General features: G+C 74.6%; 25 protein-coding genes. 9 read left to right on the forward strand and 16 right to left on the reverse strand.

Annotated features, from left to right (window positions below):
• Positions 1–29: 29 nt before the first annotated feature.
• The 6 genes from ACGFXC_RS07310 to ACGFXC_RS07335 form a co-directional block, all read right to left on the reverse strand.
• Positions 30–1,277 carry a cytochrome P450 gene (locus ACGFXC_RS07310; RefSeq protein ID WP_393710388.1) on the reverse strand — a complete coding sequence of 416 codons (1,248 nt, stop codon included), beginning with the start codon at positions 1,275–1,277 and terminating at the stop codon, positions 30–32.
• Entirely contained in the window at positions 1,274–2,503 is a 1,230-nt protein-coding gene (locus ACGFXC_RS07315; protein WP_393710390.1) for a cytochrome P450, read from the reverse strand. Before ACGFXC_RS07315 ends, ACGFXC_RS07310 begins: the two co-directional genes overlap by 4 nt.
• The gene (locus tag ACGFXC_RS07320; RefSeq protein ID WP_393710391.1) at positions 2,500–3,144 is read right to left on the reverse strand and encodes an ATP/GTP-binding protein; all 645 of its coding nucleotides are present in this window, start codon (positions 3,142–3,144) and stop codon (positions 2,500–2,502) included. Before ACGFXC_RS07320 ends, ACGFXC_RS07315 begins: the two co-directional genes overlap by 4 nt.
• A complete protein-coding gene (locus ACGFXC_RS07325) occupies positions 3,125–3,481 on the reverse strand; it encodes a DUF742 domain-containing protein (RefSeq protein ID WP_393710392.1) in 357 nt (118 codons plus the stop codon). The genes ACGFXC_RS07320 and ACGFXC_RS07325 overlap by 20 nt, the downstream gene beginning before the upstream one ends.
• On the reverse strand, positions 3,478–3,879 hold the full coding sequence (locus ACGFXC_RS07330) for a roadblock/LC7 domain-containing protein (RefSeq protein WP_351826555.1): 402 nt from the start codon (positions 3,877–3,879) through the stop codon (positions 3,478–3,480). The genes ACGFXC_RS07325 and ACGFXC_RS07330 overlap by 4 nt, the downstream gene beginning before the upstream one ends.
• A 79-nt stretch (positions 3,880–3,958) precedes the next feature.
• Positions 3,959–5,467 (reverse strand): sensor histidine kinase, encoded by a 1,509-nt coding sequence (locus tag ACGFXC_RS07335; protein ID WP_393710393.1) that lies wholly within the window; start codon positions 5,465–5,467, stop codon positions 3,959–3,961.
• A gap of 233 nt (positions 5,468–5,700) precedes the next feature.
• Here ACGFXC_RS07335 and ACGFXC_RS07340 point away from each other — a divergent pair, with 233 nt between their 5' ends.
• The 3 genes from ACGFXC_RS07340 to ACGFXC_RS07350 are packed head-to-tail and all read left to right on the forward strand — an operon-like array spanning position 5,701 to position 8,562.
• Positions 5,701–6,600 (forward strand): RimK family alpha-L-glutamate ligase, encoded by a 900-nt coding sequence (locus tag ACGFXC_RS07340; RefSeq protein ID WP_393710395.1) that lies wholly within the window; start codon positions 5,701–5,703, stop codon positions 6,598–6,600.
• Positions 6,597–7,460 carry a RimK family alpha-L-glutamate ligase gene (locus ACGFXC_RS07345; protein WP_393710396.1) on the forward strand — a complete coding sequence of 288 codons (864 nt, stop codon included), beginning with the start codon at positions 6,597–6,599 and terminating at the stop codon, positions 7,458–7,460. Before ACGFXC_RS07340 ends, ACGFXC_RS07345 begins: the two co-directional genes overlap by 4 nt.
• 52 nt (positions 7,461–7,512) lie before the next feature.
• Complete coding sequence (locus tag ACGFXC_RS07350; RefSeq protein ID WP_393710397.1) at positions 7,513–8,562, forward strand: zinc-dependent alcohol dehydrogenase family protein; 1,050 nt, start codon at positions 7,513–7,515, stop codon at positions 8,560–8,562.
• A 21-nt stretch (positions 8,563–8,583) separates the two neighbouring features.
• Here ACGFXC_RS07350 and ACGFXC_RS07355 read toward each other — a convergent pair whose 3' ends face one another.
• A complete protein-coding gene (locus ACGFXC_RS07355; RefSeq protein WP_393710399.1) occupies positions 8,584–10,986 on the reverse strand; it encodes an ATP-binding cassette domain-containing protein in 2,403 nt (800 codons plus the stop codon).
• 111 nt (positions 10,987–11,097) lie between these two features.
• Positions 11,098–11,454, reverse strand: coding sequence for a VOC family protein (locus tag ACGFXC_RS07360; RefSeq protein WP_393710400.1), 357 nt, complete (start codon positions 11,452–11,454; stop codon positions 11,098–11,100).
• A gap of 251 nt (positions 11,455–11,705) precedes the next feature.
• Here ACGFXC_RS07360 and ACGFXC_RS07365 point away from each other — a divergent pair, with 251 nt between their 5' ends.
• Both ACGFXC_RS07365 and ACGFXC_RS07370 read left to right on the forward strand, forming a co-directional pair.
• Positions 11,706–12,812: a TauD/TfdA family dioxygenase gene (locus ACGFXC_RS07365; RefSeq protein ID WP_393710402.1), complete on the forward strand. Its 1,107-nt coding sequence runs from the start codon at positions 11,706–11,708 to the stop codon at positions 12,810–12,812.
• Positions 12,809–13,387 carry a phosphonate degradation HD-domain oxygenase gene (locus tag ACGFXC_RS07370; protein ID WP_393710403.1) on the forward strand — a complete coding sequence of 193 codons (579 nt, stop codon included), beginning with the start codon at positions 12,809–12,811 and terminating at the stop codon, positions 13,385–13,387. Before ACGFXC_RS07365 ends, ACGFXC_RS07370 begins: the two co-directional genes overlap by 4 nt.
• Before the next feature lie 67 nt (positions 13,388–13,454).
• On the opposite strand, the gene ACGFXC_RS07375 is transcribed toward ACGFXC_RS07370, so the two are convergent.
• Positions 13,455–14,300, reverse strand: a complete 846-nt coding sequence (locus ACGFXC_RS07375; protein WP_393710405.1) for a GntR family transcriptional regulator — start codon at positions 14,298–14,300, stop codon at positions 13,455–13,457.
• A gap of 95 nt (positions 14,301–14,395) precedes the next feature.
• Here ACGFXC_RS07375 and ACGFXC_RS07380 point away from each other — a divergent pair, with 95 nt between their 5' ends.
• A complete protein-coding gene (locus ACGFXC_RS07380) occupies positions 14,396–14,875 on the forward strand; it encodes a hypothetical protein (RefSeq protein WP_393710407.1) in 480 nt (159 codons plus the stop codon).
• On the opposite strand, the gene ACGFXC_RS07385 is transcribed toward ACGFXC_RS07380, so the two are convergent.
• Genes ACGFXC_RS07385 through ACGFXC_RS07405 form a run of 5 tightly spaced genes read right to left on the reverse strand, consistent with a single transcriptional unit; the run spans position 14,833 to position 19,625 of the window.
• A complete protein-coding gene (locus tag ACGFXC_RS07385) occupies positions 14,833–15,552 on the reverse strand; it encodes an HAD family hydrolase (protein ID WP_393710409.1) in 720 nt (239 codons plus the stop codon). The two genes, ACGFXC_RS07380 and ACGFXC_RS07385, sit on opposite strands and share 43 nt — an antisense overlap.
• Positions 15,549–16,643, reverse strand: coding sequence for an ABC transporter ATP-binding protein (locus ACGFXC_RS07390; RefSeq protein WP_393710411.1), 1,095 nt, complete (start codon positions 16,641–16,643; stop codon positions 15,549–15,551). Before ACGFXC_RS07390 ends, ACGFXC_RS07385 begins: the two co-directional genes overlap by 4 nt.
• Positions 16,644–16,648: 5 nt before the next feature.
• Entirely contained in the window at positions 16,649–17,563 is a 915-nt protein-coding gene (locus ACGFXC_RS07395) for an ABC transporter permease (protein WP_393710413.1), read from the reverse strand.
• The gene (locus ACGFXC_RS07400; protein ID WP_393710414.1) at positions 17,551–18,453 is read right to left on the reverse strand and encodes an ABC transporter permease; all 903 of its coding nucleotides are present in this window, start codon (positions 18,451–18,453) and stop codon (positions 17,551–17,553) included. Before ACGFXC_RS07400 ends, ACGFXC_RS07395 begins: the two co-directional genes overlap by 13 nt.
• Positions 18,453–19,625 carry an extracellular solute-binding protein gene (locus ACGFXC_RS07405; protein WP_393710416.1) on the reverse strand — a complete coding sequence of 391 codons (1,173 nt, stop codon included), beginning with the start codon at positions 19,623–19,625 and terminating at the stop codon, positions 18,453–18,455. The genes ACGFXC_RS07400 and ACGFXC_RS07405 overlap by 1 nt, the downstream gene beginning before the upstream one ends.
• A 248-nt stretch (positions 19,626–19,873) precedes the next feature.
• Between ACGFXC_RS07405 and ACGFXC_RS07410 the strand changes: the two genes are divergently transcribed.
• On the forward strand, positions 19,874–20,626 hold the full coding sequence (locus ACGFXC_RS07410) for a GntR family transcriptional regulator (protein ID WP_393710418.1): 753 nt from the start codon (positions 19,874–19,876) through the stop codon (positions 20,624–20,626).
• 59 nt (positions 20,627–20,685) lie between these two features.
• Here ACGFXC_RS07410 and ACGFXC_RS07415 read toward each other — a convergent pair whose 3' ends face one another.
• On the reverse strand, positions 20,686–21,597 hold the full coding sequence (locus ACGFXC_RS07415) for an NAD-dependent epimerase/dehydratase family protein (protein ID WP_393710420.1): 912 nt from the start codon (positions 21,595–21,597) through the stop codon (positions 20,686–20,688).
• Positions 21,598–21,677: 80 nt separating this feature from the next.
• Here ACGFXC_RS07415 and ACGFXC_RS07420 point away from each other — a divergent pair, with 80 nt between their 5' ends.
• A complete protein-coding gene (locus ACGFXC_RS07420) occupies positions 21,678–22,568 on the forward strand; it encodes a LysR family transcriptional regulator (RefSeq protein WP_393710928.1) in 891 nt (296 codons plus the stop codon).
• On the opposite strand, the gene ACGFXC_RS07425 is transcribed toward ACGFXC_RS07420, so the two are convergent.
• Entirely contained in the window at positions 22,565–23,422 is an 858-nt protein-coding gene (locus ACGFXC_RS07425) for a hypothetical protein (protein ID WP_393710422.1), read from the reverse strand. The genes ACGFXC_RS07420 and ACGFXC_RS07425 overlap by 4 nt on opposite strands.
• A 160-nt stretch (positions 23,423–23,582) precedes the next feature.
• On the opposite strand from ACGFXC_RS07425, the gene ACGFXC_RS07430 reads away from it, so the two are divergent.
• On the forward strand, positions 23,583–24,014 hold the full coding sequence (locus tag ACGFXC_RS07430) for an STAS domain-containing protein (protein ID WP_393710424.1): 432 nt from the start codon (positions 23,583–23,585) through the stop codon (positions 24,012–24,014).
• Positions 24,015–24,037 lie beyond the last annotated feature (23 nt).

A 24,037-nucleotide genomic window follows, 5' to 3' on the forward strand; every position in this document is an offset into this window, starting at 1 on the left:
CGTACGTCGGCTCCCGGTCTGACGCGGGGTCAGCCTGAGGTCGTAGTGAGCGTCACCGGCAGGTCGAACAGGTCGTTCTGGGTGAGGATCGGCTTGTTGCGCAGTTCCTTCGGAGCGACGGCCAGGGTCAGGTCCGGGAAGCGGGCGTAGAGCGCCGGGAGGGCGACCAGGGCCTCCAGCCGGGACAGGGCCGCGCCGGGGCAGACGTGGGGGCCGTGGCCGAAGGAGATGTGCCGGTTGGGGGTCCGGGTGACGTCGAACGCGCCCGCGCTCTCGCCGTGCTGGGCCTCGTCGCGGCCCAGGGCGCCGAAGGAGACGATCAGACCCTCGCCGCGGGGCAGGATCCGGTCGCCCACCTCTATGTCCTCGGTGGCGAAGCGGATGAGGACGTGCGAGGTCGGGGTGGACCAGCGCAGCGTCTCCTCGATGACGTTCTCCCACGGCACCTCGCCCGCCAGCACCAGGGCGCGCTGCTCCGGGTGGGTCTCCAGGGCGACGACCGCGTTGACGATCAGGCTGATGGTGGTCTCGTGGCCGGCGGCGACCATCAGCTGGAGGGTGTTGGTGATCTCCTCGGTGCTGAGGTGGTCGCCGTCCTCGGAGGCCGCGATGAGCGCGCTGGTGAGGTCGTCGCCCGGGTTCTCGCGCTTGGACTCCACGATCCGGGAGAAGAGCGCGCCGAGGTCCGCCATCATCTGCGGGACTTCCTCGGGGAGGGTCTGGGTGGAGAAGAACTTCTCGAAGAGGGCCTTCAGGCGCGGGTGTTCGGCCGCGTCCACGCCCATCAGCCGGCTGATCACGTTCATGGGCAGCGGGTAGGCGAACCCGGCCTTCAGGTCGACGCTCTCCCCGGCCGGGAGCGCGGCGAGCCGGTCGAGCATGTCGGTGGTGAGTTCCTCGATGCCGGCGCGCAGCTTCTCGACCCGGCGCACGGTGAGGGCCTGGGCGACGAGGGTGCGCAGCCGGCGGTGCTCGTCGCCGTCGACGGTGAGCATGGAGCGGCCGGGGTTGGCGAGGCCGATCAGCGGCCAGTCCAGGGGGATCTCGCCGCGCTGCCAGGCGCCCCAGGCGTTGATGTCCTTGACCACTCTGGGGTCGGTGAGCAGTCTTCGCGCCTCGGCGTGGTGCGTGACCGCGTACACGCCGACGCCGCCGGGCAGCACGACGGGGACCAGCGGGCCGGCGGCGCGCAGCGCGGCGCTCTCGGCGTCGAGGTCGGCGACGAAGGGGTCGAGGACCAGGGGGGCGGGGCCGGTGTGGTCGATCGGGCAGGTCATCGGGCGGCTCCAAGCGCGGGGGTGGGTGTGTAGGTCACGGGAAGGGCGCTGAGCCCGCGAAGCCAGGGCGAGGGGCGCCGGGTGAGCGCCTGCTCGGGGCCGGCGAGGTCGACGTCGGGGAGCCGGTCGAGAAGGACTTCGATGCCGGTCCGCGCGATGACCTCGGCGACCTCCTGGGCCGGGAAGGGGCAGCGGTGTTCGCCGTGGCCGAAGGAGAAGAAGGCGTTGTTCCCGCCGGTGAGGGCGCCCGCGTCGGTCCGGACGTGGGGGTCGCCGTTGGCGGCGGCCAGGCCCAGCAGGACCAGGTCGCCGCGGCCGATGCGCTGTCCACCGAGCTTGGTGTCGCGGGTGGTCCAGCGGCCGGCCACGTTCTGGGTGGGGGTGTCCTCCCAGAGCACTTCGTTCATGGCCTCGCCGACGCTGTGCCGGCCGCCGGCCAGGGAGGCGGCGAAGCGGTCGTCGGTGAGCATCAGGCGCAGCGAGTTGCCGATCCAGTCGGCGGTGGGCTGGTGGCCCGCCGCCATCATCACCATGAGGTCCTGGGCGATCTCGTCGACGGTGAAGCCCGCGGTGTTGGCGAGCATCCGGGAGGCGACGTCGGGGCCGGGCTCGGCGGATTTGGCGGCGAGCAGCGCGTACATCGACTCGCCGAGGTGGCGCTGGCCGTCCAGGGCGCCCTCGCGGCCGTTGATCATGTCGTTCATGGCGGTGACGAGGCCGGGGCCCTGCTCGTCGGAGAAGCCGTAGAGGCGGGCGAGGACGCGCAGGGGCAGGAGCATGGCGTACTGGCCGACGATGTCGCACTCGCCCTTGCCGCACAGCTGGTCGATGAGCTCGTCGGCGAACCGCTCGGCGTGGCCCTTGAGTTCGAAGGGGTCCACGGCCTCCAGGGCGCCGGAGATCACGGCGGCGCGCTCGCGGTGGCGTTCGCCGACGGTGTAGAGGATGGACGGCTGCTTGCGGCCGATCATCGGGAGCAGCGGCCAGTCCGCGGGGATGCGGTCCCACTGGTTCCACAGGTCGGAGTCGCGGGAGAAGAGCTGCGGGTCGCTGGTGACCTGGTGGAGTTCGCGGTAGCCGAGGACCAGCCAGGCCGGGACGTCGCCGTCGAGGACGACCGGGGCGACGGCGCCGTGGTCGCGGCGCATCTCCCGGTACAGCTCGGCGGGGTCGGTCTGGAAGCGGGGGCCGCCGAGGTAGACGGGCTGGGGCTCGGGGGTGGTCACGGGGTGGGCTCCGGGATCGGGGACGGGAGGGCCGTCTGGGGGTGGTGTACGCCCTGGAGGTGCTGGAGGTGTTCGACGAGGGAGATCAGCACCTCCTTGCTGGACGCGCGGGAGCGCGCGTCGCAGAACAGCAGCGGGACCTCGGACGGCAGGTCGAGGGCGGCGCGGATCTGTTCCGGGGTGTGGCCGGGTCCGCCGAAGTCGTTGCAGGCCACGACGAAGGGCGTGCCGTGGTGTTCGAGGCGGTCGATGGCGTACCAGGAGTCGGCGAGCCGGCGGGTGTCGACGAGGACGACGGCGCCGAGGGTGCCGGAGAAGAGGCGGTCCCACAGGAACCAGAACCGTTCCTGGCCGGGGGCGCCGAAGAGGTACAGGACGTTGTGGGCGTCGAGGGTGATGCGGCCGAAGTCGAAGGCGACCGTGGTGGCGGTCTTGGCGCCGACGCCCTCGGTGTCGTCGACGGCCTCGCCCGCCTTGGTCATGGTCTCTTCGGTGTTCAGCGGGCGGATCTCGCTGACGGAGCGGACCATGGTGGTCTTGCCGACGCCGAAACCGCCCACGATCACGATCTTGAGACCGTTGTCGGCGGTGCTGCTGAGGTTCTGCCGGGGCTCGCCCCGGTCAGAGGTTGCGGAGTCCAACGAGCACCTGCTCCAGGATGTCGAGGTCGGGAAGGCGGTACGTCGTGGCGCGCGGGTGCCGGGCGCTGATGCGGCCGGTGCCGAGCAGGTCGGCGAGCAGGATCCGTACGATCGAGACGGGCAGGCCCAGCTCCGCCGCGATCTCCACGACGGCCGTCGGGAAGCTCGACATCCGCAGGATCGCCGCGTGTTCGGACTGCATGCCGGGTACCGGGTCGCATTCGGCGACGATGAGGGTCACCAGGTCGAAGGCGTCGGAACCGGAGCTGCTGCGGCCGCCGGTGAGGGTGTAGAGCCGGTCCGGGGAGTCGTCCCGGCCCGGCCTGCCGCGGCTCATCCCCGGGGCCTGGCGATCAGATGTTCGCTCAGCTGCTCGACCAGTTCCGACATGTTGTGGCCGACGAGGCCCGCGTCGGCGTCCTCGGTGGCGACGAGGGCGAGGTGGGCGCCCTCCCCGGCCTCGACGATGAAGAGGAGTCCGCCGTAGAACTCGGCCATGGCGGAGCGGACCCCGCCGGTGCCGTCGCCGAACTCGATCGACGCTCCGTGGGACAGGCTCTGGATGCCGGCGGCTATGGCGGCGAGCTGGTCGGCCTGGTCGACGGAGAGCTCGGGCGTGCGGCACAGCTTGAGGCCGTCGCGGGACAGCACGAGGGCGTGCCGGGCGCCGGGGGTGCGCTCCAGGAGGCCTTCCAGGAGCCAGCTGAGCGTCTCGTCGGTGGTGGAGCCGGTCATTGCGTGATGCCTTCCGGGTACGGGGGTTCGTGGGGGCGTTCGGGGCGGCCGGGCGGGGGCCCGGCCGCCCGGGGCGCCCCTAAGGCTGCTGCTCGGTGGCGCCGCGCACGGCCTGGCGGAAGCTGCCGAAGCGGGCGGCGGACCGGGAGGCGGCCGCGGGGGCGGCCGGGGTGCGGGCCGCCGCGTCGGCGTCGGGCCCCTCGGGATGGGCCGCGGCCAGGGTCCGGCCGCGCCGCCGCTGGGGCAGTCCGCTCTCGCCGAGCACCGGGGTCTCGCCGGTGGACTCGGGGTCGTGGGCGGGGTCGCCGGGGGTGCCGGCGGTGTCGTGGACGGGCTCGGCCTCGTACGGCACGGGCTCGGCGGGGACCGACGCGTCCGGGCGCGCGGCGGGCTCCGGGGCGGCCGGGAGGGCTGGGACGGCCACGGGGTCGCCGGGGGTGCGGCTGATCAGCTCCTGCGGGAGCATCATCAGGGCGCCGGTGCCGCCGCGCGCGGAGGGCCGGAAGGAGACCGTCAGCCCGTGCTTGCGGGCGAGGCGGCCGACGACGGCGAGGCCGAGGCGGGTGCCGGAGAGCCCGGCCAGGTCGAGGGACTCGGCGCCGACGGCCTGTTCGGCGCGGCGCAGCTGGACCTCGCTCATGACGAGACCGCTGTCCTCGACGGTGATGATGATCCCGGCGGGCACCTCTTCCACGTACACGTGGACCTCGGCGGTGGGCGGCGAGAAGTTCGCCGCGTTGTCGAGGAGTTCCGCGAGGGCGTGCATGACGCCCTCGGCCGCGTGTCCGGCGACGGCCGCGTCGCTGGTGGAGTGCAGCCGGACCCGCTGGTAGCCGCCGATGCGGCCCATCGCGCCGCGCAGGATGGACTCCATGACGATGGGCTTGGCCCAGCGGCGGCCGGAGCGGGCTCCGGTGAGGACGGCGATGGAGTCGGCGAGCCGGCCCGCCTGGGCGGTGCGGTGGTCGAGGTACAGCAGGTCGCCGAGGACCTCCTCGTCGGCGTGCCGGTGTTCCATCTCCCGCAGGTCGGCCAGCATTCCGGTGGCGAGCGCCTGCATCCGGCCGGCCGCGTTGGCGGCGGCGGCCATGGCGGCGGCCCGTCCGGACTGGGCGCGCCGCAGTTCTCCGGCGAGCCGTTCGCGGGTGGCGAGCTGGGCGGCGGTCATGCTGTCGAGCTCGGCGACGTGGTGGGCCGTCAGCCGGTCCACGTCGGCGGCGCGGCCGGCGGTCAGGTGGTCCACCTCGGCGGTGTGCGCGGCGAGCAGCCGGGCGCGTTCGGAGGTGTGGGCCGCCGTGTCGCGGGCCGCGTCGGCGGTGAGCCGGGCGATGTACGCGTCACGGGCGGCCATTTCTCCCGCGAGGGCGGTGAGCCGGCCGCGCAGCAGGCGGGCGCTGCGCGACCACCAGGTGACGGCGCAGGCGGACACGGCGAGCAGGAACGAACCGCAGGCCGAGAACCACCCGAGGGGCGTCTGGACCGAGGCCGGGGCCGCGGACACGGCCGCCGCGGAAAGGGCGCCCGCCGCGGCCGCGGTGACGACCAGCGCGAGTGCGGAGGGGCGGAAGGGGGAGGGCGACGCCGTCATGTAGTCAATGCCTCAAACCGGGCGTAAATGGAAGAGAGGGTTCCTGTGGCAACGAGGCACAACTATAAGAGGATTGCTGATCGTTTAGGAAAGGTCTTGACGATTATCACGCTCTGTAGCGCCCACTTAGGCTCCTTCTGGCGCGGTTTCGGGGCTATGCCATGGCATCCTGTGACGTCACAGCTCGCCGGACGGAATCGGCGGAGGGGCGTCCGGGGAATATGGGGAAGGTCATGAGGCTCTGCTTCCTGGTGGAGGAGCACTACCGTCGTGACGGCATGCCGAACGAGGTGATCCGGCAACTGACCGCGTGGGGGCACCAGGTGGACGTGGTGCGGCCGGGCGGCTCGCTGTTGCGCATGGGCGACGTCGTACGGTCGGGCGCGCACGACGCCTGGGTGCTCAAGACGGTCTCCGGCGGCCCCGGGCTCACCCTGCTCGAAGCGGCCGCCGCCGCGGGCCTCACCACGGTCAACGACGCCCGCTCGATCCGCGGCGTACGGGACAAGGCGCTGGCCGCCGCCATCGGGGCCGCCCGGGGCCTGCCCCAGCCGGACACCTACGCCGTCGCCCGCCCCGAACTGCTCGCGGAGCTCCCCGACAGCGCGTACCCGCTGGTCGTCAAGCCCGCCGACGGCAGCTCCGGCCGCGCGGTGCACCTGGTGCCCTGGCCGGACCGGCTCGCCGCGCTGCTGCCCGCACTCGCGGGCGAGGGCATGCTCATCGCCCAGCCGTACGTGCCGAACACGGGCACCGACATCAAGGTCTACTGCGTCGACGGCGAGCTCTTCGCCACCGAGCGCCGCTCCCCCCTGCACCCGGAGGCCGGAGTCCTCGAACGCCCGGTGCCGCTGCCCCCCGAGGTGGCGCAGATCGCCACCCGCGTGGGCGAGGTCTACGGACTGGACCTGTACGGGGTGGACGTGCTGCTGGGCCCCGACGGGCCCGTGGTGGTCGACGTGAACGACTTCCCGAGCTTCCGTCAGGTTCCCGACGCCGCCGCCCGGGTGGCCCGCGCCGTCCTGGCCCTCGCCCGCACCGGCGGCGGCCGCGTCCTCCCGCCCGCCCCGGCGTTCGCCCTGCCGGTGACGATCCCGCTCCAGGTGGCGGCGGGGGCGGGGGACGGGGCGTGAGGGCCGGCCTGATCACCCCCGACGCCGGGCATCCGCTGCTGGCGGCCACCGCCCGGCTGCTCACCGCCGCCGGGCACGCGGTGGAGGTGCTGGACCCGGCGGGCGGGGCCGCGGCGGCGGCCGGCCCGCGGGCCGACGTATACCTGCTGAAGTCGCGTACGCCGGCCGCGCTGGACCTGGCGCGCGAGCTGGAGCGGCGCGGCGCGCCCGTGCTCAACTCGGCGGCCGCCACCGCGGCCTGCCAGGACCGCACCGGCATGGCCGGCCTGGCCCTGCGCGCCGGGCTGCCCTTCTCCCCCACCCGCACCTTCGGCTCGCTGGCGGAGCTGGCGGAGCTGGCGGAGCTGGCGGAGCTGGCGGAGCTGGCGGAGCTGGCGGAGCGGACGCCCGCACCGGCCGACGCCGACGGGCCGCCCTGGCCGATGGTGGTCAAGAGCCGGGCCAGCCGCAAGCACGACCTCGTCGCCCGCGTCGACGGTCCGCGCGGGCTGCGGGAGCTGGTGGCCGCCTGGGGCCGGGAGCCGGTCGTGGTGCAGCCGTTCGCGCCCAACAGCGGCTGGGACCACAAGCTGTGGGTGGTCGGGAACCGGGTCTTCGCGGGCCTGCGCCGCTCCGAACTCGCCACCGGGCCCGGGGAGCCGTCGCGCGGCACGGACCGGCGGGCCGACGACCGGGCCGAACTGGCCCTGCGGGTCGGCGCGGTGTTCGCCCTGGACGTCTACGGGGTGGACGTCATCGACACCGGTGACGGCACCCCGCTCATCGTGGACGTCAACGCCTTCCCCGGCATCCGCGGCCAGGCCGGGGCCCCCGAGGCCCTCGCCGCGCTGGCCCTGAGCCGGGCCCGCGCCGCCGGCTGACCGGCCCGCGGCGAGCCGGTAGCGTGCGGGGCAGTCGACGGGAGGCGGTCCCATGCGCGCGGTGGTGTTCGAACGGTTCGCGGAAGCGGCCGAGGTACGGGACGTGCCCGATCCGGCGCCCTCGCCCGGCGGAGCCGTCGTCCGCGTCGAGGCGACCGGCCTGTGCCGCAGCGACTGGCACGGCTGGCAGGGCCACGACCCCGGCATCGCCCTCCCCCACGTCCCCGGGCACGAACTGGCCGGGGTGATCGAGGCGGTGGGCCCCGGGGTGACCCGCGTGCGCCCCGGGGACCGGGTGACCGTCCCGTTCGTCTGTGCCTGCGGCGGCTGCGCCGACTGCGCGGCGGGCGAGCACCAGGTGTGCGCGCACCAGACGCAGCCCGGATTCACGCACTGGGGCTCCTTCGCCGAGTACGTGGCCCTGGAGCACGCCGACGTGAACCTGGTGGCCCTGCCCGAGGAGCTCTCGTACGCGACCGCCGCCGCCCTGGGCTGCCGGTTCGCGACGGCGTTCCGGGCGGTGGTCGTACGGGGCCGGGTCGCGGCGGGCGAGTGGGTCGCCGTCCACGGCTGCGGCGGGGTCGGCCTGTCCGCGGTGATGATCGCGGTCGCCGCGGGCGCCCGGGTGGTCGCCGTCGACCCCGCCCCGGCCGCACGGGAGCTGGCCCGCGCCTTCGGCGCCGCGCACACCGTCGACCCCCGTGCGACCGGCCCCGGCGCCGTCGCCGGGGCGGTCCGGGACCTCACCGGCGGCGGCGCCCACCTCTCGCTGGACGCCCTGGGCTCCCCCGCGACGGCCGCCGCCTCGGTGGCGGGACTGCGCCGGCGCGGACGGCACGTCCAGGTCGGGCTGCTCCCGGCGGAGTCCGGCCCCGCGGTGCTCCCGATGGACCGGGTCATCGGCTGGGAACTGGAGGTGCTGGGCAGCCACGGCATGGCCGCCCACGCCTACCCGCCGATGCTGGAGCTGGTCCGCTCGGGCGCGCTGCGGGCGGACCTGCTGGTCACCCGTACCCTGCCGCTGGCCGCGGCCCCGGCGGCCCTCGCCGCGATGGACTCGGCGCCGGAACCCGGGGTGACGGTGATCCTGCCCGCCGGCTGAGGGTCCGGCTCCGGCTCCGGCTCAGGTGGCCACGTAGGCCGCGAGGTGTTCGCCGGTGAGGGTGGAGCGGGCGGCGACGAGTTCGGCCGGCGTGCCCTCGAAGACGATCCGGCCGCCGTCGTGGCCCGCTCCCGGACCGAGGTCGATGATCCAGTCGGCGTGCGCCATGACCGCCTGGTGGTGCTCGACGACGATGACGGACTTGCCGGAGTCGACGAGCCGGTCGAGCAGCCCGAGCAACTGCTCCACGTCGGCGAGGTGCAGGCCGGTCGTCGGCTCGTCCAGGACGTAGATCCCGCCCTTCTCCCCCATGTGCGTCGCCAGCTTGAGCCGCTGCCGCTCCCCGCCGGACAGCGTGGTGAGCGGCTGTCCGAGGGTCAGGTATCCGAGCCCGACGTCGGCGAGGCGGCCCAGGATCCGGTGGGCGGCCGGGGTGTGCGCCTCGCCCGCGCCGAAGAACTCCTGCGCCTCGGTGACCGGCATGGCGAGCACCTCGCTGATGTCACGGCCGCCGAGGTGGTAGTCGAGCACCGACGCGTCGAACCGCTTCCCCCCGCAGTCCTCGCAGGGCGAGGCGACCCCGGCCATCATCGCCAGGTCGGTGTAGATGACACCGGCGCCGTTGCAGGCCGGGCACGCGCCTTCGGAATTGGCGCTGAACAGGGCCGGCTTGACGCCGTTCGCCTTGGCGAAGGCCTTGCGGATCGGGTCGAGCAGCCCGGTGTACGTGGCGGGGTTGCTGCGGCGCGAGCCGCGGATCGGGCTCTGGTCGACGAAGACCACCTCGGCGCCCGCCGGGATCGAGCCGTGGACGAGCGAGCTCTTGCCGGAGCCGGCGACGCCCGTGACGACGGTCAGCACCCCGAGCGGAACGTCCACGTCCACGTTCCGCAGGTTGTGCCGGTCCGCGCTGCGGATCTCCAGCGCGCCGGTCGCCGCGCGCACCGTCTCCTTGACGCGGGCCCGGTCGTCGAAGTGGCGGCCGGTGATGGTCCCGCCGGTGCGCAGCCCCTCGACGGAGCCCTCGAAGCAGACCGTGCCGCCCGCCGTGCCCGCGCCGGGGCCGAGGTCGACGACGTGGTCGGCGATCGCGATCGTCTCCGGCTTGTGCTCCACCACCAGCACCGTGTTGCCCTTGTCCCGCAGCCGCAGCAGCAGGCCGTTCATGCGCTGGATGTCGTGGGGGTGCAGGCCGGTGGTGGGCTCGTCGAAGACGTACGTGGTGTCGGTGAGCGAGGAACCGAGGTGGCGGATCATCTTGACGCGCTGCGCCTCGCCGCCCGACAGGGTCCCCGAGGACCGGTCGAGGGAGAGGTAGCCCAGGCCGATCTCCACGAACGAGTCGAGGGTGCCCCGCAGCGTCGTGAGCAGCGGCGCGACCGAGGGCTCGTCGAGGTCCGCGACCCAGGCGGCCAGGTCGCTGATCTGCAGGGCGCAGGCGTCGGCGATGCTGAGCGCGCCGATCCGCGAGGAGCGCGCCCCTTCGGTGAGGCGGGTGCCCTCGCACTCGGGGCAGGTGGTGAAGGTGACCGCCCGCTCCACGAACGCCCGGACGTGCGGCTGCAGCGCCTCCTTGTCCTTGGACAGGAAGGACTTCTGGATCTTGGGGATGAGCCCCTCGTAGGTGAGGTTCACGCCCTCGACCTTCACCTTGGTCGGTTCGCGGTGGAGGAAGTCCTGCATCTCCTTCTTCGTGAACTTCCGGATGGGCTTGTGGGGGTCCAGGAGCCCCGACTCGGCGTAGACCCGTACCGTCCAGAAGCTGTCGGACTTCCAGCCCGGGATCGTGAAGGCGCCCTCGGCGATCGACTTGGAGTCGTCGTAGAGCTGGGTGAGGTCGATGTCGGAGACGGAGCCGCGGCCCTCGCAGCGCGGACACATGCCGCCGGTGCGGTTGAAGGTGGCCTTCACCGTCTTCTTCGTCCCGCGCTCGACGGTGATCGCCCCGCTCGCCCGGACGGAGGGGACGTTGAAGGCGTAGGCGCCGGGCGGGCCGATGTGCGGCTGCCCGAGCCGGCTGAAGAGGATGCGCAGCATGGCGTTGGCGTCGGTGGCGGTGCCGACCGTGGAGCGGGGATCGCCGCCCATCCGCTGCTGGTCGACCACGATCGCGGTCGTCAGCCCCTCCAGCACGTCGACTTCGGGGCGCGCCAGCGTCGGCATGAAGCCCTGGACGAAGGCGCTGTACGTCTCGTTGATCAGCCGCTGGGACTCGGCGGCGATCGTGTCGAACACCAGGGAGCTCTTGCCCGAGCCGGAGATGCCGGTGAACACGGTCAGACGGCGCTTGGGGATTTCGATGCTGACGTCCTTGAGGTTGTTCACGCGCGCGCCGTGCACGCGGATCAGCTCGTGGCGGTCGGCGGCGTGCCGCGCCGGGGCGTCCGTGTCCGGGTCCGGGTCCGTCCGCGGGGCCTTGCTCATGGTGTCTCCATCTGTCGGACGGGGCCGTCGCGGGGCGCCGCCGGTCCTCGTACGTGCTGCGTGGTCCGGTTCTACGTCGTCGGGGGTGGCCGCGGCAACGGCCACCCGGGCTCAGCGGTCCTGGATCAGGCCGAGGACGTTCCCGTCGGGGTCGGTCACCGTGGCGATCAGGCGGCCGCCGCCGACGTCCCGGGCGGGCTGGAGCACGGTGGCGCCCGCGGCGGTCACCTCGGCGACCTTCGCCTCGATGTCCGGGACGTGCCAGTAGGCCACGGGCGAGGCCGGGCTCTGCGGGCCGCCGGCGGGGACCAGGCCGATCTGCTGGCCCGCGGCCTCGAAGCCGACGTAGTAGGGGCTTTCGGCCGTGGGCCGCACGCCGAGCAGGGCGGCGTACACCTCCGTGGCCTTGGCCAGGTCCGAGACGGGGTGCAGCACGGTCTTGACGCCCTGGGTGGATGAGCCGGTCATGGTCGCTCCTGGGTTCGTGTGTCGTCCTTCGCCACGCTAGTCGCGGCCCGGCGGGCACGCTTCTTCATTCCTGACCGCTTCCGGCGCCCGCGTCGGCCGGCCGCGCCGACAGTTTCCGGCCATCCGCCTGCCACCTCGTGGCCATCCGAGGCTGCCACCATGCCGACCGGAAGCGAAGTTGTACATACAACTTCAATCCCTCTGTTCCTGTTCCTGTTCCTGTTCCTGTTCCGCCCCCGACGGGAGTCCCGATGTCCTCGACGGCGATCACCGATTCGCCCGCGCCCTGGCTGCGCGACAACTGCCCCTGCGACACCTGCCGCGATCCGCGCAACGGACAGAAGCTGTTCCAGATCACCGACCTGCCCCCCGGCCTGGCCGTCGGCTCCGTACGCGAGGTGCCCGGCGCGACCGGAGCGGGATGGGAGGTGGTGTGGGAGCCGGACGGGCACCGTTCGCTCTACCCGGCCGACTGGCTCGACGCCCACGCCCCCACGGGCGGCGCGCGCGGTACCGGGGGCGACGGCCGCACCGAGGCCGACAAGGAGCTGTGGGCCGCCGCCGACCTCGCCGGACGGCTGCCCGACGCCTCGTGGGACGCCTACGTCGGCGACCGCGCGGTGCGGATCCACGCGCTGGAGAGCGTGCGGCGCCTCGGCTTCGTCCTGCTGCGGGAGGTGCCGCGCCGGGACCGGATGGTCCTCGACGTGGCGGAGACCTTCGGCTTCGTGCGCCGGACGAACTACGGGGAGCTCTTCGAGGTCCGGGTCGAGCCCGACCCGAACAACCTGGCCTTCACCGGCGCCCTCATCACCCCGCACACCGACAACCCGTACCGGGACCCCGTCCCCACCGTGCAGCTGCTGCACTGCCTGCGCAACGAGGCGCGGGGCGGGGACTCCGGGCTGGTGGACGGCTTCCACGCGGCCGCGCTGCTGCGCCGGGAGGACCCACGGGCCTTCGACGTGCTGACCCGGGTGCCGGTGGAGTTCTCCTTCACCGACGCGCGGACCGAACTGCGCGCGCAGCGGCCCCTGATCGACGTGGACCCGCTCGGCCGGATCCGCGAGGTCCGCTTCAACAACCGCTCCATCGGCACCCTCCACGAGAGCGCCCCGGTCCTGGCGGAGTTCTACGCGGCCTACCGGCGCTTCGGCGAGCTGCTGTTGCGCCCCGCACTGCGCCTCGACTTCCGGCTCGCTCCCGGGGACTGCCTGATCTTCGACAACACCCGTCTGCTGCACGCCCGTACGGCCTTCGCCGAGAGCGGCGCCCGGCACCTGCAGGGGGCGTACGCCGATCTGGACGGGCTGGGCTCGGCCCTGGCCGTCCTGCGCCGGGACGGGGCCGCCGCGTGAGCGCCGCGACCGACGGACCCCACGGCCCCCTCGACCTGCTCGCCGCGCTCTTCGAGGGCGAGGGCAGCGCCGAGTACCTCGGCGAGGAGGTCACGCAGGCCGGGCACATGCTCCAGGCGGGCGCCCTCGCCGAGGCGGCCGGGGCCCCCGCCCACCTGGTGGCCGCCGCGCTGCTGCACGACATCGGCCACTTCCACGGGACGGTCACCGGCCGCGACCTGATGGAGGGCGGCCTGGACAACCGGCACAGCCACACCGGCGCCGACTGGCTGGCCCGCTGGTTCGGGCCGGAGGTGACCGAGCCGGTACGGCTGCACGTCGCCGCCAAGCGGTACCTGTGCACGGCCGAGCCCGGCTACGTCGACCTGCTCTCGGAAGCCTCGGTGCACACCCTGCGCGTCCAGGGCGGCCCGATGACCACGGAGCAGGCACGGGCCTTCGAGGCCCTGCCGGGGGCGGCCGACGCGGTCGCCGTACGGCGCTGGGACGAGCGGGCCAAGGACCCGCTGACGGACACCCCGGACTTCGCCCACTTCCGGCCGCTGCTGGCACCGCTGCTGCGCGGCGACGGCTGAGCGCCCCGGCCCGCCGGGCGCGCCCGCGCCGCCCGCGCTGCCCGCGCCGCCCGCGCTGCCGCGCCCGTCAGGGCCGCAGCCGGCGGCCCAGCGCGCCGGCCGCCGTCGAGTGCGCCGTGAAGGCCACCGTCCCCGGCAGGTAGCGGTCCTGCGACCACTCCACCGGCGTGCCCGCCGGGTCGGTGGCGCGCCGGCGCTCGCGCAGCAGCGCCCCGCCCTCGGGGCAGCCCAGCAGCCGCGCGTCCGCGGCGTCCGCGGCCGCGATGTCGATGGTGTGGTGGGCGTCACTGAACAGCACGCCGTGCCGGGCCAGCCGTTCCGAGTACGAGACGGTGTCCAGCGGCATCCCCGCCACCAGCACGCCGACGGCCTCCGGGTACGTGGTGCGCTCCACCATCACCGGCGCCCCGGACAGGGTCCGCAGCCGCAGCACGCGGTACACGGTCGCCCCGGCGGGGATCCGCAGCTGCTCCGCCTCCTCGGCGTCCGCCGCACCCCGGTCCACGGCGACGGTCCGGCCGCCCGGCTCCTCCCCCAGGGAGCGCGCCCAGCGGGTGAAGCTGCGCAGTTCGCAGGCGACGCTGCGCTCCGCCGGGCCGCCGAGCACCACCCGGCGGGTGCCCCGGCGGGAGGTGATCAGCCCGTCGGTGCGCAGCGCCGCCAGGGCCTGCCTGACGGTGCCCCGGGAGACGGAGTGGCGGCGGGCGAGTTCGTCCTCGGCGGGCAGCCGGGCGCCCGATCCGTACTCCCCCGCGGTGATGGCCGCGCGCAGCTCCTCGGCGAGCTTCAGGTAGAGCGGTGTCCGGCCGGCGGCCCGGTGGACCGCCGGAGCCTCCCGCCGCGCGTGCGGTTCCCGGGGGGCCTGCGGTTCGCGGGGGGCCGGTGCTGCTGCTGCCTGCGGTGCCTCGTTCACGGGTCCAGCCTGCCACGGCCACCGGGGGCCGCGGACGCCCCGCTCGACCCGGTCCCCGCCCGCCTCCCATACTGGGGCCGCATGAAAGGAGCCACATGAGAGGGAAGGACATGCCGCGCAGCAGTCCGCTGGTGCCGGACGGCGTGCGGGCCGAGCTCGCGCGGCACGACTGGGCGGCCGTCACCTGCGGTTGCGGCCGTCCGGCCGCGCATCTGGAGGACACGTTGTGGGACGCGGCGGAGGGGCATCCGGCGGCGTTCCACGCCCTGCAGGGGCACGTGTTCACCGGGACCCGGCTGTGGCCCCCGGCCCCGGCCGCCTGCGCGGTGCTGATGGCGGTCTGGTCGGCCGGGCCGCCCCGGCAGTCGGGCCGCGAGGCGCTGCTGTGGACGCTGCTGTCCCTGCTGAGCGCCGAGGACGACGGGGACACCCACGGGGCGGGCCTGTACGGGCAGGTCGCCGCGCACGTCCGGACCGGCCTGCCGCTGCTCGTCGGCGTGCTGGAGACCGGTCCGGGATCCGTCTGCGGGGCCTACGCGGAGGGCATCCTGGAGCTGCTCGTCCTGTCCGCCTGAGCGGTTCCACCGGTACCGGTACCGGCGCCCGTGACGCAGCGCCGCAGGACCTCCGGAGTGACGTCCTCCAGGGACCGCGCGAAGGTGCGCGCCGCTGAGGCGGGCACCTCCAGCAGCGAGGGCACCACGAGGACGGGGCAGCCGGCGGCCTCGGCGGAGGCGGCCCCGTCCGGGGAGTCCTCCACGGCGACGCACCGGGCCGGCGTGCTGCCCAGGCGCGCGGCGGCCTCCCGGTAGGGGTCGGGATGCGGCTTGGTCCGTACGGTGTCGTCGGCGGACACGGTGAAGGCGAAGGGGACGTGCGCCAGGGCGCCCCCGACCACCTGGTCGACGACCACCCGCGGGGAGGCGCTGACCAGCGCGAAGGGGATGCCCTCGGCTTCCAGGGCGGTGAGCAGCCGCTGGACCCCGGGGCGCACGGGCGCCCCGGCCGCGACCCGGCGGAAGAAGCCCTCGGTGAGTTCGGCGGCGACCTCCCCGGCGGTCCCGCGCCCGGTCACCCGTACGAGGTGGGCGGCGGTGTCGGGGACGGCGCGGCCGACGACCTCGGGGGCGTCGGCCGGTCCGAGGCGGTGTCCGAGCCGCTCCGCGGTCCGGGCGGTGGTCTCCCACCACAGCACCTCGGTGTCGACGAGGGTGCCGTCCATGTCGAAGAGGACGGCGGCGAGTGCGTTCACGCGGTCCTCGCCACGACGAGCACGGGGCGCTGCGCCGGTCCTACGGCGGCCCGCGCGCCCGGGGCCAGGTCCGCGGCGTCGCGCGAGGCGAGGTCCGCCTTGACGCGGGTGCCGTCGGCGAGGTCGAGGTGGAGGCGGGTGACGGCGCCGAAGAAGGAGGCGGCCGTGACGGTGGCGTTGCCTTCGGGGTCGGCGGCGACCGTGAGGTTCTCGGGGCGGACCAGCACCTCCACGTCCGGGGTGGCCGGCACGGGGCCGTCGACGGGCAGCCGGGTGCCGGAGACCTCCACCAGCCCGGAGTCCGTGAGGCGTCCGGGGAGCCGGTTCATGGTGCCGACGAATTCGGCGACGAAGGGCGTCGCGGGGCGTTCGTAGAGTTCGGCGGGGGCGGCGCACTGCTCCAGCTTCCCGGCGTTCAGCACGGCGACCCGGTCGGCCATGGACAGGGCCTCCTCCTGGTCGTGGGTGACGAACACGGTGGTGATGCCGAGGTCGAGCTGGAGGCGGCGGATCTCCTCGCGCAGGTTGGCCCGTACCTTGGCGTCCAGGGCGGAGAGCGGTTCGTCGAGCAGGAGCACGCGCGGGCGCAGGGCCAGCGCGCGGGCGAGCGCGACGCGCTGCTGCTGGCCGCCGGACATCTGGTGCGGGTAGCGCTCGCCGTGGTCGGGCAGGCCCACCAGGTCGAGGAGTTCGGCGGCGCGTGCGCGGCGCTGCGCGGCGGGGACCTTGCGCACGCGCAGGCCGAAGGCGACGTTGTCGCGGGCGCTGAGGTTGGGGAAGAGGCTGTACGACTGGAAGACCATCCCGGCGTCGCGGCGGTTGGCCGGGACCCGGGTGATGTCCTCGCCGTCGACCAGGACCTCGCCGGAGTCGGGCGTCTCGAAGCCGGCGAGGACGCGCAGGGCGGTGGTCTTGCCGCAGCCCGAGGGGCCGAGCAGGGCCAGGAGTTCGCCGGGTTCGACGCTCAGGTCGAGGCCGTCGAGGGCGACGGTGGAGCCGAACGCCCGGCGCAGGCCGCGGAATTCGACGCGCGCGCCCGCGGGGGCGGCGGGGTCGGCCTGCTTCCGCGGCGCGGGGAGGGTCGTGGACATGGGGGTCAGGACTCCTTGCGGGAGGTGGCGGGGGCGGAGGAGACCGTGGCGGGGGCGGTTCCGGCCCGCGAGAGGACGAGCAGCAGCAGCCAGGTGATGAGGAGGCTGAGGATGGAGACGGCCACCGACATCCGGGCCTGGGCGCCGGAGATGGAGACGATCCACACGGCGAAGGGCTGGAAGCCGAGGAGCGAGGCGATGGTGAACTCGCCGAGCACCAGGGCCAGCGTGAGGAAGGCGGCTCCGGCGAGCGAGGCCCGCAGGTTGGGCAGCAGCACGCGCAGGACCACGTGGGGCCAGCTCGCGCCGCAGCTGCGGGCGGCCTCCACCAGGGTGGGGACGTCGACGGCGCGCAGGCCCGCGTCGAGCGAGCGGTAGACGAAGGGCAGCGCCAGCACCGTGTACGCGAGGACCAGGACGACGGGGAAGTCCTCGTTCTGGACGGCGAGGAAGGTCTGGTAGAGCGGGGTCCGCGAGAGGTGGTCGGGCCCCCAGCGCAGCACGGTGGTGATGCCGGTGACCAGGGCGATGGGCGGTACGACCAGCGGCAGCATGCACATCACCTCCACGACGGGCCGCAGCCTCGGCGAGCCGATCCGTACGGCGACCAGCGCGGGCACGGCCAGCAGCAGGGACAGCGCGATGGTGGCGGCGGCGAGGCCGAGGGAGAGCATGAGGCTCCGCGCGAAACCGTCGGCGCCCAGCAGCTCGGTGTACGCCTCGAAGGTGACGCCCTGGCCGGGCACGTGCACGGTGAAGACGAAGGAGGCGACGAGCGGGAGCAGGAAGTACGCGCCGGCCAGGCCGAGGACGGCTCCGCGCCAGACCCGGGGCCGGGGGCGGCGGGTCCGCGCCGGGGTGGCCGTGGCGGCCGTTTCGGCGCTGTCCGCCCGGGGGGCGGTCGGGGTCATCGCAGCCATCGTGCGCTCCGTCGCTGGAGGGGCAGGTAGACCGCCATGACCAGGCCGGCGATCAGGATCATGTCGAGGCCGAGGGCGAGCGCCACGTTCTCCTGGCCGGTGAGGACGTTGCCGGAGAGGGCGTCCGCGATCTTCAGCGTGACCAGCGGCACGGAGCCGCCGACGAGGGCCGCGGCGGTGGCGTGCGCGGCGAAGGCGGTGCCGAAGAGCAGGACGAACCCGCCGAGCAGGGAGGGCGCGAGGACCGGCAGCCCGACGTGGCGCCAGAACTGCCATCCGGTGGCCCCGTTGTTCTGGGCGGCCTCGCGCCATTGCGGGCGCAGTCCGTCCAGCGCGGGGACGATCACCAGGACCATCAGGGGGATCAGGAAGTACAGGTAGACGACGGTCAGGCCGGTGAAGGAGTACAGGTCCCAGCCCAGGTCCGTGAGGTCCGCGAGCTGGGTGACGACCCCGGAGATGCCCGCGGTGGCGATGAACGCGAAGGCGAGCGGGACCCCGCCGAAGTTGGCGAGGACGCCGGAGGCGGTCAGCGCCGCGGAGCGCAGGGCGGTGGAGCGGGAGGTGACCAGGGCCTGGGCGATCAGCACGCCGAGGACTCCGCCGAGGAGTGCGGTCAGGGCGGAGAGCTGGACGCTGCCGGCCAGCGAGTCGAGGTAGGGGCCCTGGAGGGAGCGCGCGAGGTGCTCGCCGGTGAGGCGGGTGGCGCCGGTGGCCGGGTCGGTGCGGGTGACCGCGCCGAAGGCGATGGCACCGAGCGGGACGCCGAAGCAGAGCCCGGTGAAGACGAGGAGCGGGAGGGCGGCGAGCCAGGTGCGCGGCCCGCGCCGCCGGCGGCGCGGGGTGGTGCCGCCGGCGGTCCCCTGCTGGGGGGTGGTGGGTGCGGGCATCAGCTGAGGGCCTTGTCCCACTTCTCGGCGAGGGTGGCCTTGGCCTTGTCGAGCTCGGCGGAGGCCGGGAAGGTCGGGGTGCCCTGGACCTGCGGGAGCTTGGTGACGGCGTCCTTGTCCGCGGTGCCGTCGGCGGCCATCACGGGGAGCAGTACGGGGCGGGCGTGGCCCTGGAGCCAGATGTTCTGGCCCTCGGCGCTGTAGAGGAACTCCATCCACAGGCGGGCGGCCGCCGGGTTGGGGGCGTCCTTGTTGATGGCCTGGGAGTAGTACTGGGCGTAGACGCCGTCGGAGGGGACGGAGACCTTCCAGTCGACGCCCTTGCCCTTGAACTGCTCGGCGTAGCCGGCGTTCAGGTAGTCCCAGTCGATCGAGATGGGCGTCTCGCCCTTCTCGACGGTGGCCGGGGTGGACTCGACGGGGATGAAGTTGCCGCTCTTCTTCAGCTGGCCGAAGAAGTCGATGCCGGGCTGGATGTCGGCGAAGGAGCCCTTGTTGGCGAGGGCGGCCGCGTAGACGCCGCCGAAGGCCGAGCCGGACTTGGTCGGGTTGCCGTTGAGGGCGACCTTGCCCTTGTACTCGGGCTTGAGGAGATCGGCGAAGCTCTGCGGGCAGCTGGGGATGCGCGCGGCGTCGCAGCCGATGGAGACGTAGCCGCCGTAGTCGTTGTACCAGCGGGCGTCCGCGTCCTTCTGGGCGGCGGGGATCTTGTCCCAGGCGGCGACCTTGTAGGAGGCGAAGAGGTTCTCGTCGGCGCCGCTGCGGGCGAAGGCGATGCCGAGGTCGAGGACGTCGGGGGCGCGCTTTTGGCCCTTGCGGGACTTGACGGCGGCGATCTCGTCGGCGCTGGCGGCGTCCGGGTTCTCGCTGCTGATCTTGACCTTGGGGTACTTCGCCTGGAAGGCCTTGATCATCTGGCCGTAGTTCGCCCAGTCCGGCGGCAGCGCGATGACGTTGAGCTGGCCCTCCTTCTCGGCGGCGGCGACCAGGGCCGCCATGCCGCCGAGGTCGGCCGCCGAGGCCGCGGTGCCCGGCTGGGCGTTGCCCTTGGCGTCGCCCGGGGCGGCGGCGCCGGGCTTCGGGTCGGGCGCTGCGCCGCACGCGCTGAGCGTGGTCAGGACGGCGGCGCTGAGCAGTACGGCCGCGCCGCGGCGGGCGGAGGAACTGAGCACGGTCTCTCCCGGAGACGAAGGGGGCTGCGCTTGTCAGATTCACTTGTCTGAACAAGTTGGCTCCAGTTCGCCCGGGCCGGCTGTACGGACGGTGAACGGCGCCTGGACCCCGGAGCACGGCTCGAGGAAGAGAAGAGAATGACCGAAAGGCGTCGTGACAGAACGGGTCCGGACGATCCTCGATGATGATCAAGACCTTCGGGTTTCCCGGAGGCCGGCCACGGCAGGACGCAGCGAGGGGGAACGGCATGGCAACGGTGCGGTATCTGGAGATCGCGGAGGAACTGCGCCGGGCGATCCTGTCCGGCGTCTACCCCGTGGGGGGCCGGCTGCCCTCCGAGAGCGACCTCGCCGCCCGCTGGTCGGCCTCGCGCGGCACGGTGCGCCAAGCCGTCGCCACCCTCGCCGCGGAGGGGCTCATCGGCTCCAGCCAGGGTGCGCGCAGGATCGTCCTGCGCCACGAACGCCGCCACAGCTTCGGCGAGTTGAACAGCTTCGCGCAGTGGGCCGACGGGGTGGGCCACGAGGTGCGCAGCCGGTTCCTGACGCGCATCCGGCGGCCCGCCAGCGCCGAGGAGGCCGAACGGCTCGCGCTGCCGCCGGGCACGCAGGTGCTCGCCGTGCTGCGACTGCGGCTGCTGGACGGGGAGCCGACGATGGTGGAGCGCACCGCCTACGCGGACTGGGTCGCGGCGGCGGTGGAGGCGCTGCCCGAGGACTGCCGCTCCGTGATGGACAGCCTGGCGGCGGACTCCGGGATCGTGGCGCACTACGGGGAGCACCTGATCGACGCGCTCGCCGCGGGCAGCGAGGACGCGAGGCTGCTGGAGATCCGGCGGGGCAGCCCGGTTTTGCGCCAACGACATGTCTCCGCGACGCGCACGGGCCGCCCGATCGAGTGGTCCGACGACCGCTACCGGGCCGGTAGCGTCACCTTCAGTGTGAGCAACTCGGCAGTAGCCACCCCCCTGGAGCGGCATCCGGGGGGCGGCGAGCGCTGAGGCGGTGGCCGGGCCGAACGCCGGCGCCGCGGCGAACCGTCAGCGGGGCGGCAGGGTCGTCAGCGGGGCGGCCGGATCTCGTCGATCGCGCCGGGGAGCCAGTCCCCGGTGTGGCCGAAGGGGAAGCCGAGACGGACGGCGCGGCCGTTGTCGAGGGCGTAGGCCCGGTCGAAGGAGAACGGCGAGGCCTGGCCCCCGTCCGCCACGACCCGGTGGCGCGGCGCGCGTCCCAGCCGCTCCCCGACCGCCCCGGTCAGGCCGGTCACGCTGAGCGGGCCGTGCGAGGCGGCGTTTACCGGCCCGGTGAAGGTCCCCTCGGCGGCCCAGGCCAGGAACCGCGCGATCTCCAGGTGGTGGATGAAGGAGGTGCCGTACGGAGCCCCGTGCACGTCGACCGGGAGCCCGGCTCCGACCCGCTCGACGTAGTGCGCGAGGCGGCCGGTGAAGTCCTGCGCGCCGCCGCCGAGGACGTGCGCGGAGCGGACGCTCACGTACGGGAGGGCGGGCTCGCGCAGGAACACCGCCTCCGCCCGCCGCTTGTCCCCGGCGTAACGGGCGGCGGCGCCCCCGGCGGCGGCCGGAAGGGGGCGCGAGGGGTCCAGCGCGCCCTCGGCCATCCCGCCGGCCGGGGCCTGCGCACGCGGGGCGGCGAAGGTGGCGGGGTCGTACACCTCCATGGTGGAGGTCATCACGTACCGGCCGGTCCGGCCGCCGGCGAAGACCCGGCGGGCGACCTCGGCCTGGTGCGGGGTGTAGCAGACCTGGTCGACGACGGCGTCGAAGCCGCGGGCGCCGAGCGCGGCGCGCAGCGCGTGTTCGTCGTCGCGGTCGGCGGCCAGGTGGGCCACCCCGGGCGGCGGCGCCGTGGAGCCCCGGTTGAGGACGGTGACCGCGTGGCCCGCGTCGCGCAAGAGGGTGATCAGGTGCCTGCCGAAGTACCGGCTCCCGCCGATGACCAGGAATTCGCTCATGCCGTCGATCCTGCCGCTCTAGGATCACCGGCAGAACCGATCGGATGCTGAACACGTATGAAGGAAAACTGTTGATCGACGTGCACCGGCTGCGCATCCTGCGGGCCGTGGCCGCGCACGGCAGCTTCAACCGCGCGGCGGCCGCCCTGCGGCTGACGCCCTCGGCCGTCTCCCAGCACATCGCCACCCTGGAGCGGAGCCTCGGCCACGCCGTGGCCGAACGCAGCACGCGCGGGGTCACCCTGACCGCGGCCGGGCGGCTGCTGGTGGAGGCCGCGGACACGATCACCGCCGAGATCGACCTGGTCCGCACCCGGATCGACCGTCTGGCGGCCGGCCGGCCCCGGCTGACGGTCGCCACCTTCACCAGCGGCGGCAGGCACCTGCTGCCGCGCGCGCTCGCCGCGTTCGTGGCCGCGCGGCCGGAGGTGGAGCTGACGGTCGTGGAGGCCGAGCCCGAGGACGCGCTGCCGATGGTCCGCGGCGGGGCGGCGGACCTCGCGCTGGCCTACCACTTCGACGGACCGCTGCCGTCCGGCGGGGCGGGGCGCGCGGGCCCCGACTGGCTGCCGCTGCTGGAGGACCCCCTGTACGCCGTGCTGCCGCCGGGGCACCGGCTGGCAGGGCGGCAGGTGTTGGAGCCCGCGGAGCTGGCGGCCGACCGGTGGGTGCTGGGCTGCCTCAAGACGGAGGCCTTCCTGCGGCGGTACGCGGACCGGGCCGGGTTCGAGCTGCGGACCGCTGCCTCGACCACCGACTACTTCTTCGCGCAGACCCTGGTCGGGGCGGGCGTCGGGGTGGCGCTGGTCCCGCACATCGCCCTGTCCGCGGCCGCCGGATCGGCGGTGGTCTCGCTCGCGGCTCCCCGTCCCGCCCGGCACATCGGCGTGGCCACCGCCCCCGGCACCCCCGCCGGCTCCCCCGCCGCCACCCTGGCCGCCGTCCTCCGGCAGACGGCGGCCACGGCCTAGCTTCCGCGCCGTCCGGGCGGGTCGGCGGCGCGGCGGGCATCCTGGGCGGCGCGGGTGGCCTCGCGCAGGCGGGTCTCCGCTTCGCTCACGGCCGTGTAGGCGCGGTCCCGCTCCGCGCGGGCCCGTCCGGCGGCCTCCTCCAGGCGGGTGAGTTCGGCGTCGGCCGCGGCCGCTCGGTCCACCGCCCGTTGCCGGGCCCCGTCGGCCTCCTCCGCTTCCGCTTCCGCCTCCCGGGCGGCCGCCTCCCGGGCCGCCCCGTCACGGGCCCGGGCGCCGGCGGGGTCCGGGGAGCCGGCCGGGTCCGCCTCCGCGGCTTCCCCTGCCGGCCCGCCCGGCGGGCGGTGGTCCCGGACGGCGGACGGGTCGGCCTCCGGGAAGGACGCCGCCTCGGCGGGCGCCCGGGTGAGCCGGGCGGAGGCCCACGCGGTGGCCGCGTCCGGGTCGGCCAGCGCGGTGTAGAGGATGCGCTCCACCTCCCGCACCACCGGTTCCGACACCGGCGTGCCCGCCTCCCCGGCCAGCCTCTGCGCCTCCCGGGCCAGGGCCCCGACGACCACGTGCTGCTGGTGCGAGAGCTCCCGCAGCTGCTCGCCGTCGAGCGAGCGGTGGGCCTCGCGCAGCGCCTGCCCGAGCTGGAGGAACTGTTCGACCTCCTCGGGCTGGGCCCGGACCAGGGTGTTCGAGACCCATGCCGCCAGCGTCGGCCGCCGCAGTCCCGCGACCCGCTCGGCCGTCGCCGCGTCGCCGTCCGCCTTCGCCCGCGCCACCGCGGCGTCGCGCGCGGCCGTGAACCCGTCCGGGGGGTCCGCGTACAGCGCGTCGACGACCTCGTCCGGGCTTCCGTCCGCGTCCACGCGCCCACTCTCGGGCATCGGCGCCGGCCGGAGCCCCCGGGACGCACCGGGGGCCCGGGCGGGTGACGAAGATCGCCGGAACGGGTCAGCGGGCCGCCCCGCGCGGGTGACGTGCGCTCCCGCACCCGTTCCCGACCGCATCCGGGACCGTTGGAGGGGCATGAAGGCTCCCACGAAGGCGATAAGCGCCCCGATACTGCCCGCGGCCGGACGTCCCGACGCCCTCACCGCCCCCACCCCCGCGGCCACCGCCCCCGCGGCCAGCGCGCCGCCCGACCCGGTGCCCCGCATACGCTCCACGCTCCGCGACGGCGTCCTCGCCGTCAGCCTGGCCGGGGAGTTCGACCTCCACACCTGCTCCCCCCTGCGCGGCCTCCTCGACGAAGCCGCCGCCCGCGGCGCCCGCCGCCTCCTCCTCGACGCGGCCCTCGTCACCTTCTGCGACTCGTCCCTCCTCGACGTGCTCGACGCGTGGGTCCGCGCCGGACGCTCCTGGGAGACGGCCACCACCTCGCCGTCCCTGCGCCTCCTGCTCGACCTCGCCGCGCGCGTGCTGCCGCCGCCGGCCGGACGCGAGCGGGTGGACGCGTGACCTTCACGGCGCTCACCCTCGTC

This window comes from Streptomyces sp. NPDC048507 (assembly GCF_043199995.1).
In the GTDB taxonomy this organism is placed as follows: domain Bacteria; phylum Actinomycetota; class Actinomycetes; order Streptomycetales; family Streptomycetaceae; genus Streptomyces.